Origin of the sequence: Flavobacterium sp. CSZ (assembly GCF_015350725.1) — a bacterium.
GTDB lineage: Bacteria > Bacteroidota > Bacteroidia > Flavobacteriales > Flavobacteriaceae > Flavobacterium.
Window position 1 is genome coordinate 17,022 of the sequence record NZ_JADKPQ010000027.1, and the last position, 15,789, is coordinate 32,810.

At 41.2% G+C, this 15,789-nt stretch carries 15 protein-coding genes; 2 read left to right on the forward strand and 13 right to left on the reverse strand.

What is annotated here, in order from left to right; translation table 11 throughout:
* The first annotated feature begins 273 nt into the window (after positions 1-273).
* Both IRZ78_RS23420 and IRZ78_RS23425 read left to right on the forward strand, forming a co-directional pair.
* Positions 274-3,075, forward strand: coding sequence for a glycosyl hydrolase (locus IRZ78_RS23420; protein ID WP_194619499.1), 2,802 nt, complete (start codon positions 274-276; stop codon positions 3,073-3,075).
* A gap of 22 nt (positions 3,076-3,097) precedes the next feature.
* On the forward strand, positions 3,098-4,222 hold the full coding sequence (locus IRZ78_RS23425; protein WP_194619501.1) for a glycoside hydrolase family 88 protein: 1,125 nt from the start codon (positions 3,098-3,100) through the stop codon (positions 4,220-4,222).
* Between the two features lie 439 nt (positions 4,223-4,661).
* On the opposite strand, the gene IRZ78_RS23430 is transcribed toward IRZ78_RS23425, so the two are convergent.
* The 13 genes from IRZ78_RS23430 to IRZ78_RS23490 all read right to left on the reverse strand — a co-directional run bounded on the left by IRZ78_RS23430 (position 4,662) and on the right by IRZ78_RS23490 (position 15,723).
* Complete coding sequence (locus IRZ78_RS23430; protein ID WP_194619503.1) at positions 4,662-5,462, reverse strand: hypothetical protein; 801 nt, start codon at positions 5,460-5,462, stop codon at positions 4,662-4,664.
* 29 nt (positions 5,463-5,491) lie between these two features.
* Positions 5,492-6,325, reverse strand: a complete 834-nt coding sequence (gene traN / locus IRZ78_RS23435) for a conjugative transposon protein TraN (RefSeq protein ID WP_194619505.1) — start codon at positions 6,323-6,325, stop codon at positions 5,492-5,494.
* 17 nt (positions 6,326-6,342) lie between these two features.
* A complete protein-coding gene (gene traM / locus IRZ78_RS23440) occupies positions 6,343-7,629 on the reverse strand; it encodes a conjugative transposon protein TraM (RefSeq protein ID WP_194619507.1) in 1,287 nt (428 codons plus the stop codon).
* A 4-nt stretch (positions 7,630-7,633) separates the two neighbouring features.
* Positions 7,634-8,092 carry a hypothetical protein gene (locus tag IRZ78_RS23445; protein WP_194619509.1) on the reverse strand — a complete coding sequence of 153 codons (459 nt, stop codon included), beginning with the start codon at positions 8,090-8,092 and terminating at the stop codon, positions 7,634-7,636.
* A gap of 6 nt (positions 8,093-8,098) precedes the next feature.
* Complete coding sequence (traK, locus tag IRZ78_RS23450; protein WP_228520594.1) at positions 8,099-8,707, reverse strand: conjugative transposon protein TraK; 609 nt, start codon at positions 8,705-8,707, stop codon at positions 8,099-8,101.
* 26 nt (positions 8,708-8,733) lie between these two features.
* Positions 8,734-9,936 (reverse strand): conjugative transposon protein TraJ, encoded by a 1,203-nt coding sequence (gene traJ, locus IRZ78_RS23455; RefSeq protein ID WP_194619513.1) that lies wholly within the window; start codon positions 9,934-9,936, stop codon positions 8,734-8,736.
* A 9-nt stretch (positions 9,937-9,945) separates the two neighbouring features.
* Positions 9,946-10,584, reverse strand: a complete 639-nt coding sequence (locus IRZ78_RS23460) for a TerB family tellurite resistance protein (RefSeq protein ID WP_194619515.1) — start codon at positions 10,582-10,584, stop codon at positions 9,946-9,948.
* A 10-nt stretch (positions 10,585-10,594) separates the two neighbouring features.
* A complete protein-coding gene (locus IRZ78_RS23465; RefSeq protein WP_194619517.1) occupies positions 10,595-11,209 on the reverse strand; it encodes a hypothetical protein in 615 nt (204 codons plus the stop codon).
* 12 nt (positions 11,210-11,221) lie between these two features.
* Positions 11,222-11,911, reverse strand: coding sequence for a conjugal transfer protein TraI (locus tag IRZ78_RS23470; RefSeq protein WP_194619519.1), 690 nt, complete (start codon positions 11,909-11,911; stop codon positions 11,222-11,224).
* A gap of 7 nt (positions 11,912-11,918) precedes the next feature.
* Positions 11,919-14,390: a TraG family conjugative transposon ATPase gene (locus IRZ78_RS23475; RefSeq protein ID WP_194619521.1), complete on the reverse strand. Its 2,472-nt coding sequence runs from the start codon at positions 14,388-14,390 to the stop codon at positions 11,919-11,921.
* 35 nt (positions 14,391-14,425) lie between these two features.
* Complete coding sequence (locus IRZ78_RS23480; protein ID WP_194619523.1) at positions 14,426-14,734, reverse strand: DUF4133 domain-containing protein; 309 nt, start codon at positions 14,732-14,734, stop codon at positions 14,426-14,428.
* Between the two features lie 29 nt (positions 14,735-14,763).
* Complete coding sequence (locus IRZ78_RS23485; protein ID WP_228520600.1) at positions 14,764-15,054, reverse strand: DUF4134 domain-containing protein; 291 nt, start codon at positions 15,052-15,054, stop codon at positions 14,764-14,766.
* Positions 15,055-15,237: 183 nt separating this feature from the next.
* The gene (locus tag IRZ78_RS23490; RefSeq protein WP_194619527.1) at positions 15,238-15,723 is read right to left on the reverse strand and encodes a hypothetical protein; all 486 of its coding nucleotides are present in this window, start codon (positions 15,721-15,723) and stop codon (positions 15,238-15,240) included.
* Positions 15,724-15,789 lie beyond the last annotated feature (66 nt).

Consider the following 15,789-nt stretch of genomic DNA (forward strand, 5'->3'; position numbering starts at 1 on the left):
TTATCAAATATCATATCAAAAAATTAATTAAAACATTTTTTAGCATTTCATAATTATTTTTACAAAAAACAAAGAATTATAAAACAAGTAACTGCATTGATTAAACATTCCGTTTTTTGAATATAATTATCAAAAACAGGATGCTACAGGATAGCCTTTTGATACCTTACTAATACTTTTACTTCATTGCTGCTACTAAAAAATTATCCCGACATAATTTTTTAATGCTGTGAAGTGATTAATTTAGTAACCACTAAAACTTTTGAGTAAATAATGAAACTAACCCAATCCAACCTCTTTATTGCCTTATTGTTTTGCGGCGCTCTTAGCGCTTTTGCGCAAGAAACCTCCACTTCTCCCTGGCCAGAATCCACAAACATCAATCAGCCTTGGGCGCGATGGTGGTGGATGGGAAGCGCTGTGGATAAACCCAACCTGAAAAAGAGCCTGATAGACTTTTATAAGGCCGGAATTGGCGGTGTGGAAATTACCCCCATATACGGTGTAAAAGGAGAAGAAAACAATTTTATTGATTATCTGTCTCCAAAATGGATGGACATGTTAGATTACACGATTCATATTGCCGATAGTCTTCATATGCAGGTTGATATGGTCCTAGGAACAGGCTGGCCTTACGGAGGCTCACATGTTACCTTGCCTTATGCTGCAACAAAGCTAATTGTAGAGAAATATCCCCTTAAGAGAAATGAAACTTTCAATAAAAATATTACCGTTTCGAGCACCAAAGAAAAATTGCCAGCAGAACTTTTATATGTTGTTGCCTACGCAAGTGATGGCACGTACATCAACTTAACGGATCAGTTAAAAAAGAATAAAGTAAATACCAAGGATAAAGGTATCGAAGGGAATCCTGTTGCTTTATCCAACCCATCAGAACCTAATAAACTAAACTGGAAAGCCACTAAAAAAGATTATACTATTTACGCTGTTTTTAGCGGAAAAACAGGGCAAGAGGTAAAAAGGGCCGCCCCTGCAGGCAGCGGCTATACTTTAGACCATTATTCCAAGGAAGCACTAAGTGCTTACGTGGTTCCTTTTAATACCGCTTTTAAAGGTCGTGAAGGAAAAATAAGAGCCATTTTTAATGATAGTTTTGAGGTATACGGAACTGACTTTACCCCTAATTTTTTCGAAGAATTTAAAGCCCTTCGTGGTTATGATCTTAAAAAAGAGTTACCTGTTTTACTAAGTGAAACCGATAATGAAGTGGCTAACCGAATCAGAAGTGATTACAGAGAGACCATTGGTGATTTATTACTGAGTAAATTTGATAAGTCTTGGACTGCATGGGCGCATTCTAAAAACTTTAAAACCAAACTTCAGGCCCACGGATCTCCGGGAAACCTGATCGATTTATATGCCTCGGCAGATATTCCCGAGTGTGAAACTTTTGGCTCGATGCCCTTTGATATTCCGGGTTTCAGACGTGAGAAAGAGGATATCCGCGAAGGCGATGCTGATCCGGTAATGCTCAAATTCTCTTCATCTGCAGCTCATATATCAGGTAAAAATTTAGTTTCATCAGAGACTTTTACCTGGCTGAGAGAGCATTTTAAAACAGCATTATCACAATGTAAACCTGAGGTTGAAGATTTAATGCTAAACGGAGTGAATCATGTTTTTCTTCACGGGTCGACGTATTCTCCACAGAGAGCTGCATGGCCAGGATGGCAATTTTATGCTTCTGTAAATTTTAATGCCAATAATAGTATTTGGCAGGACGCCCCTGCTCTTTTCTCTTATATATCCAATTGCCAGTCGTTATTGCAACAAGGAAAATCTGATAATGAAATCCTTTTATACTGGCCTATTTTTGATACATGGGACAAATATCAAAAAGGTACTTTATTCTTTCAGTTCAAAATACATTCTTTATCAGAATGGTTATACAATACCTCGTTTTATGATACTACCAAAAGTTTAATGAAAAAAGGATATGGCGTAGATTTTATTTCTGATAATTTTATAGCAGATGCCAGCGTTATAGGTGGGAAAATTGTTTTACCCGGGGGTAGTTTTAAATCACTTATTGTTCCATCTTGTAAAAAAATGCCTCTTGCCACCTTGCAAAAACTCCTTGAACTTAAAAAAGCGGGCGCATCTATTATTTTTGAAGGATTACCTCAGTCGGTTCCAGGATTTAATGATTATAAAAAACAGGAACAAGAGCTCCAAAATATTTTAACTACAAATGTAGCATTACTGCAACCTACATCAGACATTTTTAAGGCTTTAGAGCATATAAAACTGTATCGCGAATCACTTGTCGATACAGGTTTAAAATATACCCGAAGAGATATTGACGGGGAAAAAATGTATTATTTGGTCAATCATACCCCAAAAACTATTGATACTTTCATTGCCCTTCAAATCGGAAATAAAGAGGTTGTCATTTTCGATCCCCTGACCCGGGCTTACGGTAATGCTCTTGTGATTAAAAATGCCAATACAACACTGGTTAAAGTAAAAATAGAACCGGGTGAATCTTATTTTTTAAAAACAGAAAATACAGCTTCACAAAAAAAATGGTCCTATTATGCGCCCGCTGCTGGTGCCATTACACTGAAAGGAAACTGGAAAATAGCCTTTGACAAAGGCGGTCCGGAGCTTCCTGCAAATGCAACAATAACTACTTTAGAATCCTGGACAAAATTAGGTCCTCAGGCAGAAGCATTTTCAGGAACTGCAACTTACAGCTTAGAATTTGACAAACCAAATACTAAAGCAGAGCAATGGAGTCTTAATTTGGGAGATGTTCGCGAAAGCGCCAAAGTCTGGCTCAATGATGAATTTATCGGTACGGCCTGGTCTGTTCCCTATCAATTGAATATTAACAAACTAAAATCCGGAAAAAATACGCTGAAGATTCAGGTTACCAATCTCTCTGCCAACAGAATTAGGGATAAGGAACTTAAAGGCGAAGAATGGAAGATTTTTTACGAAATCAATATGGTCGATAAAGATTATAAAAAATTCGATGCCACAAAATGGACTCCAATGCCTTCGGGATTATTAGGCCCTGTTACAATTACGCCATTAAAACAAGAAAACTAATTACTAAATAACGAATATTAAAATGAAAAAGTTGCTTTTATTTTTCGCTATATGCCTGTGCTATACTAACTCTACAAATGCACAAGAAGCCTTTGATAAAAAACTGGTACTCAAACAAATGATGCTTGCCAATGATTATTTCATGCAAAAATGGCCTGAGACCGGCAAAACCATCATTACCAATAAAGAACGCCCCAGTAATATCTGGACGCGTGGGGTTTATTATGAAGGGCTCATGGCATTACACGAAATTTACCCTAAGGAAGCGTATTACGATTATGCCTACGCGTGGTCTGAGTTTCATAAATGGGGTTTTAATGGCGGAAATACCACCCGAAATGCCGATAATTATTGCGCGGCACAAACTTATATCGATTTGTATAATCTGGAGCCTGATGCTAAAAAATTAAAAAACACAAAGGCGAATATCAATATGCTTTTAAATACACCTCAAGTAGATGATTGGTCATGGATTGATGCCATACAAATGGGGATGCCGGTTTTTGCAAAACTAGGGGTTTTAGAAAAAGACAACCGCTATTTTGAGAAAATGTATCAGATGTATATGTACTCGAGAGACAAACATGGCGATCACGGGCTATATAATCCTAAAGATGGCCTGTGGTGGCGTGATGCTGATTTTGATCCTCCTTACAAAGAACCTAACGGCGAGGATTGTTACTGGAGCCGCGGAAATGGCTGGGTAATTGGAGCCCTTGCAAAAGTGCTTTCTATTATTCCTGAAAATGCGCCTGGCAGGGCGCAATATGTAAAAGATTTAAAAGCGATGGCTGCAGCCCTGGTTCCTATCCAGAGAGCTGATGGTTTTTGGAATGTGAGTCTGCATGATCCAACTAATTTTGGCGAAAAAGAAACTTCAGGTACAGCATTATTTGTCTATGGAATGGCCTACGGAATCAACAGCGGAATTTTAAAAAAAGAGACTTACCTGCCTGTAATTCAAAAAGCATGGAATGCTATGACAACCGAGAGTTTACACACCAATGGCTTTTTGGGCTATTTGCAATCCACAGGAAAAGAACCAAAAGATGGCCAGCCTCTGTCTTATGATAAAATTCCGGATTTTGAAGACTATGGTCTGGGATGTTTTTTACTGGCAGGCTCTGAAATTTACAAAATCAAATAATGGCAATTGTGCTGATGTCAACGGGCTCTGAAAATAAAAAATAGTAAAGAGAATACCTGTAACCAAAAGCCTGCTCCACTTTAAAAAAGAGGGCAGGCTTTCTGGTTTAGCGGGTTTTGATTTTTGTGTTCAATTAGTTAGCCTATCGCATGCTCCCAGCAAATAAATACAGCTGGGCTTGTTTTTCTTAAAAGAAGCCTCGTACTTGATATAGCCGTACTGGCTTAGTTCGCCAATGTATTTGATATAGGTCCGCGGGGCCGATATTTTGGCCAGTGGCATGATCTGATAGCTATACGCATTGATGGGATTCACAAACCCACTAAGACTATAATAGTGTAGCAGGGCTGCAAATAAACCAAGGTGGATATGGCCAATGCGCAAATCTTTTTCTGCGCCAGCAAAAAATACACTCAGTGATTCTTCAACAATTCCCTGCTTAGAGGGAATTAGCGCGTTTTTGTCTTCTCTTACTCCCTTCTCTGGGTTCTTCATCCTCACTGCTCTGGGGTCGCTGGCTTTTTTTTTTATGCTCTCCTACCTCTTCATAAACCACTAGAATCTGTCCGATGTCCTTGTAATGGCGGTTATCGAGTTTTTTTAGATCCTGATCGTAAATTCCGATGGTTTTAAATTGTGGGCTGGCCTCTATAAAAAGTTTAGATTCCTCAGACCCTCTTAAAAAAGTAACCTGGTGCAAATTCCCTCTTTTAAGGGAGCGCAAAAGATCCTCTTTAAAAATATCGTTACCTAGCTCCTTAATGGGATATTTATCAAGAGTGGCCTCAAGGTCATAGCCGTAATTTTGATGGTACTGTTTGAATTTAAAATTTTCATTTTCATCGCACTGTATAAAATCGATCTGCACCCAGGCGTTGTAGGTGTGTCCCTCTTTGCTGGCCAGTTCTTTATAAACAGATCTTCCCATCAAAAGATTATAAGACTCTTTCATGGTAATATTGCCTGTCTTTCCCATATAAAAGGTATGCTCCAGAACATCTGGGATATTCTCTTTTTGAACTTCTACCGTGTAGGAGTTAAAAAAATAAAGATCCCCTTGCTTAGCCTTATTGAAATTCAGTGTGGCCCTTGCTACCCGATCCTCATAGTAGGTCTCATGGTACAAGGTAAAAGAGGGTTCTTGCTGGTGAAGTTTTTGTTTTAATTCCATTTGCAATGCTTCACCAAATCCGGTGTATTTGAGCTGATCGCTCAAGTACTCAAAATTTTTCTCATTCATGATATTTAAGTTTTAAAATTCGTTTTTCCTTACAGGGCCCCGAGTATTTCAAGATCCATTAGCTGGTGATCTTTAATATCAAGTCCCAGTTGTCTCTGGCCGTTTTTCTCCAGAAGCTCTACGGTGAGGTATTTTCTCTCACCGATAGTAAACTTAGGCAAGGCGCAAACAAGGGAAAGCTCCGATCTCTCAGGGATTTTGATCAGCTCTGAGGTGAGCAGAAGGGGACTCATTTCAATTTCCTGGGATGCCGTACGGGTGGACTTGCGCTGGTCACCGATAAAAAAGCGCAGCTGGTCGATATCAAAATTAATTTTGGATTTGTTACCCAATAAAAGCCTTAGATAGATGACATCCTGATGGATGTATACCCCTGTAAGGCGAAGGCTGATATCAAACTTGCTCTTACTTATCCCACTTAGTTTTCTCTTTTTCATCAGGGCCAACTGGGCATACTGCTGTATTTTTTTTTGATTTTCATTATCAAGGGTAAAAACAATATCGCCATTTAACGCTGATGCGCTCTGTACCAAAAAATTCAGATCAGGACACTGCTCATCGTAATTCAAAATAAAGCCGTAGAGATTGCCCTCTGTGGTTACAACTGTTAGATTGGTCTGTGAGAAATTCTCTTTACCGGCTTTTACCAAAAGGATATTCTCCACCCCTTTGGCCTTTTGTATTAATACTTGCGAGCTTCCCTTATCGATGCTCTTGATGGGATAAGGAAAAACCACACTGGTGGTCTTCATCTGGGCTATTTGCAGATTTTTAAATTCAGCCTGACTACTGCCTCTCTGTCCAAAGACTGCCATTGAGATCAAAGCCATAAAGGGCACAAACCATAAATTTCTATTTTTCATCTCTTTCAATTTAGTGTTCAATGGGAATTATTTTGCTTTTTGTCATATAAAAGCACCCGGTAGCCTGCCTTTACCATGACTTTTATAAGTTTTACTTTTTTACTCATCAGGCTCTTGGCAGCTTCAATACCCATACCGGCTGCTTGTGCTCCCCAGGAGTCCGTAAGAGATGCTACCCCCAGGGTCTGGATGGAGCGATCTGCAGAGGCTTTGGCTACATCGCGGTTAATGGCCCCGGGTATATAAATCCCCTCAATCCCGTCCAGGTCATACACGGCTAGTTCAACGGGAAAAATCGAATTGCCATATTTTATATTGGTAATTTTAATTTCTAATCGCTCTGCTTTTAAAAGGGCCGTTCCAAACAAAAAACTGTTTCTGGGAATCTCTACACCTTGAATTAAAACCTCATTGCACAGGCGCAGTTTCACTAGCGAGCCGTCTACAATACTCTGGGTGAGATGTATCACCGCCTCAATGGCATTTTGCCCCTGATGTGTTGTATCTACTTGCTGAAGGGAATAAAATGAATTAGATTGTAAAGCCATCTGCTCATTGCCCACATAATTATCGATTGCAGCAAGATTATTTTGCCCATTTTTACGCACCACTCTGAGCGCTTTTTCTTTTCTACCCTCAGAGGCCTTGTTTAATTTTTCCTGCATGCGGGCCGGATGCTGAATATCGAGAATATTTTCAAGCATTCCCCCTAATTGCCTGAGCTCGGGATCCTCCCCTTGAGGCTGACCCATAACCGAGATTAGCTGCTCGAGTTTTCTCATGTCTTCTGACTCAGGCGATGAGCCGTAGTGTTCAAACTCGCGCATGTCGTGCTCTTGCTTCTCCCCCACACTGGGCTGCTCAATGGCTTTTTGAAGTGCCTGTAATTTTTGATATACCTTTTTCGTGTTCTGATCCTGGTATGAGAAGGTGTTAAGGCCCGACTTGCCTCTTGGAAAACTTCTCATCTCGGGCCCTTTTGACCATCCAGAGATGGAATCACCTATTAAAAGGGTACTGGAGTAGTTGGGATCCTTTCTCATTTGTTCGCTTCTTTTTAGCGAATCCATAGCAGCCTTCTGGTAATAACTCAATTTATCCAAGGTAATCTCTTCTTTGAACTCAGGGCCAGGAAGTGCGGTATTGAATTTCCTTTTCTCTAGTATCTCTGCACTTATAGTTGGCTCTTTTCCTCCACCCAGACTCCAGAATAAGAGCGTTATAAAGGGCAGGGCCAATAAAAGGAGTACCAGTAGCATTTTTCGTTTTTTTAACTCTTTAATTGAAATTGTTTTTCTCTCCATGGCCTTACTCTTTTACATTGGACTTATAATAATTTTCAATAAAAATCAGGCTGTCCAGAAGTCCCGGACGCCTATGCATAATACTATCATATGATGTTTTACCTTCCGCGCTTGCCTTTAGACTATCCAGGTACTGCCGCGCGCCAGTGATGCTTTTATATTCCGCCGGTGAGATAAAAAAAGATTTTCTTTCTCTTTTTATCACTCTCTCATGGGGCTGTATCCTCTCAGAGATCCGATCCATAGAGATAACAGAAGAGGTATCTGAAACAAGCCCCCTGTAGAGGATAACCAAACTACTGGCGCTACTAAGCCCTGTAAATACAAGCAAAAACACAATGAGCTTTTCTCTGGATAACCCTGAGGTAATACGGCTCATTTCTCTGGCCCACTTCTGTTTTAAAAGCTCATAATACCTATTAGCTCCTTTGCTATTGATACGTTTTTTAAACCAAGGTTCCATCACTTTTTATTTTCGGGTCTCCATACTGAGATCTTTGTTCTCCAGGGTACTGAGGCGCTCTATTAAAAAGCCATGCGGATTATTATCACTTCTCGATACGTTTCTTAAATTCCCCTCTGTGATAAGACTCCGGTTGACAACACTCGTGGAACGGACTATTTTTTGTCTGGCAAAACATTTAAAGAAGTACGGATACTGCCTCAAATCAATCTGGATACTATCAATGGTAATGCTCTGGCTAATATTTCCCGAGATAATTCCCGAGTAGTAACCGTTCTCTCTCAGATCATCGTAGATCCTCTTGGCACTCTTATCGGCCAGGTAAAGCGACCTTGTAATGTTTGTTTTGATGACCTTATCATCGGGATCAAGGGTAAAGAAATAACTATGGAAAGTCTTTACGTGATCACGCGCCTCCACCACAACATTGTCTTTCCTCTCCGAGGCGTAAGCCTCCAGAGCTTTACCGTTGGCCAGGATATACACCTTGTCCTGCAATAGACTTACAGTGGTAAAACTTTTATGCAGGGTATAGCAGCAAATTACAATACACCCCACAATAATTAGCATAGTAAAGCCGCGCACATAGCCAAAGGCGGTATCGATATTTTTCATTTTGGTAAACATCTTTTCTATTGGTTTTATGATTTGGAATTTCCTTTTAATCTCTGGGACATATAATTTCCTTTTTCCTCAAAGTAAGAAGAACTCCCCGATGAGGAGGACATGCTCTGAGACATTCTGCCCGGGGCATCTCCCATGACGTCCATCACCATTGCATTTCCTTGTATGGTTCTGTTATCTCCTGCACTGGCAGTGCTGTAAAACAGGTTGGTTGCTCTTTGAGAAAGGGCATCACCCCCTGCGGCGTGCACAATGTAATTGGCCACCGAGGGTACGGTGAAATAACCAATAATGCCGATGATCATAAAAATAAGGTAAGCCATATCGGTCCTGCTAAAAAAAGTATCCCCGCCTTGATTGACCTGCGCAATATCAAGCTTTAGCATCTGCTGCTGTACCTTGCCTATAATACTTCCAAAAATATTGGCCACGGGAAGCCACAAATAAATATTGATATAACGCGCCAGCCAAATAGTCAGAGTATGCTGAAAGCCATCAAATACAGCAATTCCAAAGACCAAAGGCCCCAGTATAGATAATACCACCAGCTGAAAGGTACGAAGGGTATCAATGCAGAGCGCTGCCGCTTCAAAGAGGACATACAGAACCTCGCTCATCCATTCCTTTACCGAATTTCTAAAATTGTACGAGGCTTTTTCCATGGCAAATTTCACATCATTTCCAATACCAGCAATGACCCCTTCATCGGCAGGATCTCCGCCATGGCTGGTGTACCTGTACCACTGCTCGCGATTACCCATTCCTGTCTCCCCTACATACATTTTCCAGGGATCGGTTTGCTTGATGGCTTTTTCTTTCTCTTTTAAAAGAACTTCAATGGCTTTATTGGATCCTTCTACCATCGCGGAGGTGGCAGTGACTGTAGGCTTCATCACCCCGTTGATAAGGCCAAGAACCGATGGGAAAATCATAATACAAAAGCCAATGACAAAGGGCCGGAAAAGCGGATAAAAATCTATGGCCTCGGCCCTTGCGATATGCTTCCAGACGCGCGCGGCGATATACCAAATGGCGGCAAAACCTGCAATTCCCTGCCCAGTTGCCATAAGGTTACTGCAAAGGGGCATCATCTCATCGTAGAGCTGCTCGAGTATCTGGTGCAACCCTTTTGAATTACCCCCTGCCCCTTGCGCCTGCAGGGTAAAGGACACCAAAAATGCTCCCAGTATAAAGCAACTCCTTTTACTGAATTTCAACATATAGATCAATTATTGGTTTTTAAGGCCCTGGATTGCGCGGGCTGTACTGATATCATTAGATTCCCTGGCCCTTTGGATGACCAGCACATTGGAAGAGGCATTAAAATTTCTCATAAAAAGCAGCTTATCTTGCATCTGGGCATAGATTCTATCAATGGACTGCAGCCTTTCATCATCGGACATCCTGAGCGTGTTAGCGCTGAGGATCATCAAGAGTTCATCGAGATTTCTAAGGCTCTGGCCCAGCAAATTCTCATACACTTTTTCAAAGTAAGTGATCTCTTGAGGTGTAAAACTCCCACTTTTGCTGTAGCGAGCAAAAGCTGCCTTACTTTCCTTTACCAGCAGGACCTGGAATGTGATAATATCCCCAACTTTTTTGTAATTTCTCACCAGAGGACTCACCTGAAAAAGCGCATCTAAAAACCTCTTATGCAAGGTGAAATTTCCCTGGGAGAGATCCCTTACCGCGTTGTAGCCCCCTGATAAAATATCATAGCCTTTTTTCATGTCTTTAAGGATCCCTTTGAACTGGCTTAGCTTTTCAATATTTAAAACAAGCTGCTGGATCTCCTGAGACTGAGCCTGGGCTTTTACAGGCAATAAGATTGTTATTGCCAGAGTTATTTGTAGAATTAGTTTTCTCATCCTATCAATTTTATAATCCATTTAAAGTGCGGCTCCAAATAATATTATTTCTCTGCTTGGCTTTCCACAAAGCAAGCATCTTGGCCTGGTGACTAAAGGCCAAAGAGAACTCATAATCAGATACCATCGTTGCGTATAGCGCATCGATACGCTCCAGGCGCTCATCATCTTTCATCTCCAGCTTGTCATTACCGCTAAGCCGTAAAAGCGCATCCAGGGTACTGTTGCAATTCTCAAACAAACCCTCAAAGGATCTTTGTATAAAATCAATTTCATCGCCATGAAAAAGATCATCCTGTCTCAAGCCCCTTAGCGTATTATTGGAAATTTTAATGATCCTTAACTGCAGTGCTATAATTTCTGCCACCCTGGAATATTTTTTTATCTTGGGGTTTATTTTCTTTAGCGAGGCCAAATAATCACCATGCAGGCTTACTTCTCCTTTTTTGAGATCACCTATGAAATTCAGCCCTTTTCTGGCAACATTGTATCCTTTTTTAGCATAATCCATATACACCTGAAGAGCCGCGATCTGCAATAGCAATTCCTTGCGCCACTTGGCCTGAGCCTGCAGGTTTTGAAAAGAAACTCCCACCAGTACGACTACTACAACTAACTTTTTCATGATTTACCTCTATTAGGGAACTGCGTAAAACTCCTTGACTTTATTTACATCATTACTCGTTTTGGCCCTTTGAAGGCGCAGCATCATATTTTGCCTATTGAATAGCATCAGGCTCTCATAATTATCATCGATCCGATCAGCGGCATTGTTGATAATCTCAAGCCTTTTAAGATCGCTCATCTGGGTGGTAAAAGAATCCAGTACCAAAAAAATCTGATCGATGTTCTGAATACTTTCCCCTAAAATGCCTGAGTATATCTCTTGCATATAATCCAGCTCTGAGGCATTAAAATGATTATCCTGCCTAATGAGGTACCAGGCCCTTTCATACTCGGAGATTAGCCTGGTTTGTTTGGCGGTGATTTCTTTAATGCGCTTGTAATAGGTAATGGCTGATTTTACCCTCATAAGCTCCTGATAGTAGTCCTTATAGAGATCACGCTGTTTTTGGGTCCACTCTGAGATCTGTTCTAGTTTTAATTTAGATAGGACATTCTCAATTTGTTTTTGCGCATTCTGAAGCCAGATAGTTTTGTTCTGGAGTCGCTGTATCCTCAGATCAATGGCCTTGATCACTTTTTTGGTAACGGCTTTTACTATTTCCAGGATGGGAAGCGCCACAATCTTACTGGAGGCTCGCACCGGGCTACTTACTAAAAATAGACAGAGTAGCCCCATAATAATTCTTGACCTTGTTTTCATTTTTTCTTTATTTGATTTGGTTTCTCATCTCTTGGGCCAGCGCGGCAATGCCTTTTTTAATATCACCCCCGAATTTTCTGGCATACTGCTGCACCTTTACTTTTTCAGGCTCCTCGGTGGTATACGCCCAATATTCTTCAAGCGACACTTCGGTTCGAAATACCTTCGATATTATGCCACCTAATGATATGAAAACCTCCTTATAATTTTTATCGGAATCATTACTCTTGTTCACCGAGAGCACTAGTGCCTTTGCTTTGTCAGTGAGTCCCAAAAGCTCCTGAATCTGCTCGAATTTATTTTGGTACTTGCTCTGGTCCAGCAGTATAATGCAATCACTGCTATTGATAATAGCCTGCTTGACTATGGGAGAAGAGATAATATCTTCCACTTCCTGAGTCACCACAATGGCCTCGCCAAAGAATTTGCGAACAGTCTTAAAAAGATATCGTATATATTCGGCCATACCCTCGCGGGCAATGGCCTTCCAGGCCTCCTCAATTAGAATCATCTTGCGCACACCTTTGAGCTTTCTCATCTTGCTGATAAATACCTCCATGATAATAATGGTCACCACGGGAAAAAGAATCGGATGGTCTTTAATGTTATCCAGTTCAAAGACAATGAGCCTTTCTTTTAAAAGGTCCAGATTCTCTGTGGCATTTAATAGATAATCAAACTCGCCTGCTTTGTAATAGGGACGCAGCACATAGAGAAAGTTATTGACATCAAAATCCTTGTCCTTTACCTTGTCGCTTTCCAGAATCGGCACAAAATCCTCTTTCAGGAATTCATAAAAACTATTAAAACAGGGAAATATCTCAGTGTTTTTCTCCAGTTTCTCATAGTAGAGCTGCAGGGAATTAGACAGGGCCACATACTCACTCCTGTTGAAAGTCTCATCATCTTTTTTCCACAGCGCCAAAAGCAGGGTTTTAATACTTTCTTTTTTCTCGGTATCCAGGCTATCTCCATCGCCTATATAAAAAGGATTAAACCGGATGGGATTATGCTCATCATAGGTAAAATAATACCCGCCCACCATATCACACAGTCCCTTGTAGCTGTGCCCGACATCCACCAGAACAATATGGGTTCCTTGCTCATAATAGCTCCGGACCATATGATTGGTAAAAAAGGATTTGCCGCTTCCCGAAGGCCCTAATATGAACTTATTGCGATTGGTACAGATGCCCATTTTCATGGGTTCATCACTAATATCCACATGCACGGGTTTTCCTGTCTGTCGGTCTCCAAGTCTTATCCCTACAGGACTAAGTGAGGAGCGGTAGGAGGTTTCCATACTCAGAAAACAAGCAGCCTGTTCAATGAAGGTGTCAAAGGTATCATTCATGGGGAAATCTGCCTCATTACCGGGTATTCCAGCCCAATATATCTGGGGCGCCCCAACAGTTTCCTGCTTGGCGGCCGCATCCATCTGGGCCAGGGCTGATATGACTTTGTTTTTGACTTCCTTGAGCTCTTCTTTATCGGTAGACCAGGCCAGTACATTAAAATGCGCCTTTACCGGTAGCCTTTGCTGGGCAATAGCCTCGTTTAAAAAATCATTGGTGGCATCCCGCGCTATCATGTTCTCACGGCTATAGGCCGATAGGGATTGCAGGCGCAGTCTTTTGCTCTCGAGTTTCTGAATGGTTCTCTGGGCATCCTCTATAAAAATGTACTGGTTATAGATATGATTGCACGATAAGAGCTGGCCAAGGGTTGAGGCAAAACCCACACTGAATTTTGTTTTATCGCTGCAATAGCGGTCAAAATTGATTCTCGAGCCGCAAAGGGCAGGAAGATCAGCGGCATCCCCCAGAGTAAAGAGCTGGCAATGCTTGTCTCCGACCTCAAGGCCCTTGTCAAACTTCACATCCTGATAGACAAAGGAATCTGCATCCTGGGATAAAAAACAATACTGTTCAACAAGGCCCATTTTTCTGCTCTGGCTCTTAAGGGCATTATTATCCAGACGCGTGAGCTTTACAAACCCACTGTCCTCCATAATGCGTTTGAACTGGCCTGCGCTATCCATAAAATCCTCAAGGAGCTCAAAGCTCAGGGTCTCCTGGGGCACTATGGAATGCCTGATAAGGTTTGAAAACAGGGAACTCGAAGTTTTCCTTCCCAGAGGCTTTTTGGTAAGCATAATATAACAGGAGTGATCCAAAAAAGGGCGCCCGTTAAAGAATCGCTCACTGGATCTACTCAGAAAACTACTGTCCTCTTTTGTAAAGTCAGCTTTGTAATTACTCTCTAAAAACCAGTCCTGCTTGTGAAAAACACAAAATTTTGGAAGCACTTTCAGAGCCTTTATCCACGACTGATGGAAGGCTTCATATTCCTGGTCCGAGAGGGTGAAAATCTCTGGGAGTTCCACCTTAAATACAATAGTTATATCTCCTTGCTTTGATACTATACAATCATGCTCCACGTCCATAATGGGCAGCACATCCTCCATCTTTCTCTCCATCCCTTCTCATTTTTAACATCAACTCTCTACGACTATCACATTATAAAAACTCCCCTGCTTTGCAGCTTTATAACTTTTGGAATTTGTTTTCTAGCCAAGGCTTTCATCATACCGTACTGACCAAAGCGATTGCTCATACGGTAGATCTGAAAGACAAGAAATCCTCCAGAGCTTCCAATAAAACCAACACAGATCACAGAAGGAAGCCCAATAATAAAAAGCACTGCAAAAAGGATCATTAGCCCTACCACTCCTGCCCCCAGATACCAGATGTACTGTGCCTTGAGTCCTTTGAAGTGAATGCTCTGGTTGATTCCCTTATTGATTGGGTATACACTGTTCATCTCTTTTGCTGCATTTAATAAGCTCTGGCCTAAACCCCGAAAAAGGATTTAATGACCGTGGCTACTACCACCAAAAACACGCAGCTTCCAAACCAGGCCGCTGCCACTTTTCCCGTATCGGGATCCCCGGCATTCCATTTCTGATAGACCTTCACAGCCCCAATTAGTCCCAGTATGGCTCCCACAGCGTACATGAGTTCTGTTCCGGCATCAAAATAGCTTCTGACTTTTTGGTTGGCCTCATTTATTCCTGCCACACCGTCCTGGGCTCTGGCACTGAAATGAAAAACAAACAACATTACAAACAGGCAAAGTGCCATTGCCTTTTTTCTTTCAATTCTTTTTAATTTCCAATTGTACTTTTCCATCTCGCATCATTTAAGTTTTGGATAATCACTTGTTAAAAAAGCGGAGGAATACCGCCGTTGCATAACTCTATTTCCTGTCACATTATGCCATACCGCACCAGAGAGAACAGGGAATATTCCTCCACTGTGTCTTATTTAAATACTCTCTTCCCAAAGGAGATCCACCTGAGAAAGAGTCAAAAGCAGCGCTGGGTAGCTCGCAGAGCTCTTCACTATTATAGCATTGATATTCTCTCTAAGGGTAGAGATCCTCACAAAGGGATACTCACTTAGCAGTAATTTGAGATAATTTTGGAATTCTTCCAGTGAGAGATTTCGCTCTGCGCTCTCCTTAATTGCGCCTTGAATCCTCCCGGATAGTTCCTCGGCGTCAGCCAAGGTATCAAAAGATTCTTTGTACAAGGACAATTCTTTGTTTTCAACGCTGCTGCCTTTTTGAAGATGGACAGCTAATTTTTCTTGCGGATTGCTTTTAAGACTCAGAGACTGTAGGCTTTTCTCACCGCTTAAAATTGCTCTTAGATCAGGATAATAGCATCTGAATCCTAAAATCAAATACCAGATCAGTAAGAGGATACTAACGGCAATTATATAATTGCCCCATGAGATATTGGTAAACATATCTTTTTCATTTAATCGTTCCACATCTTCTTTCTCTCTATGTAAATCATATAAGATATATGATTT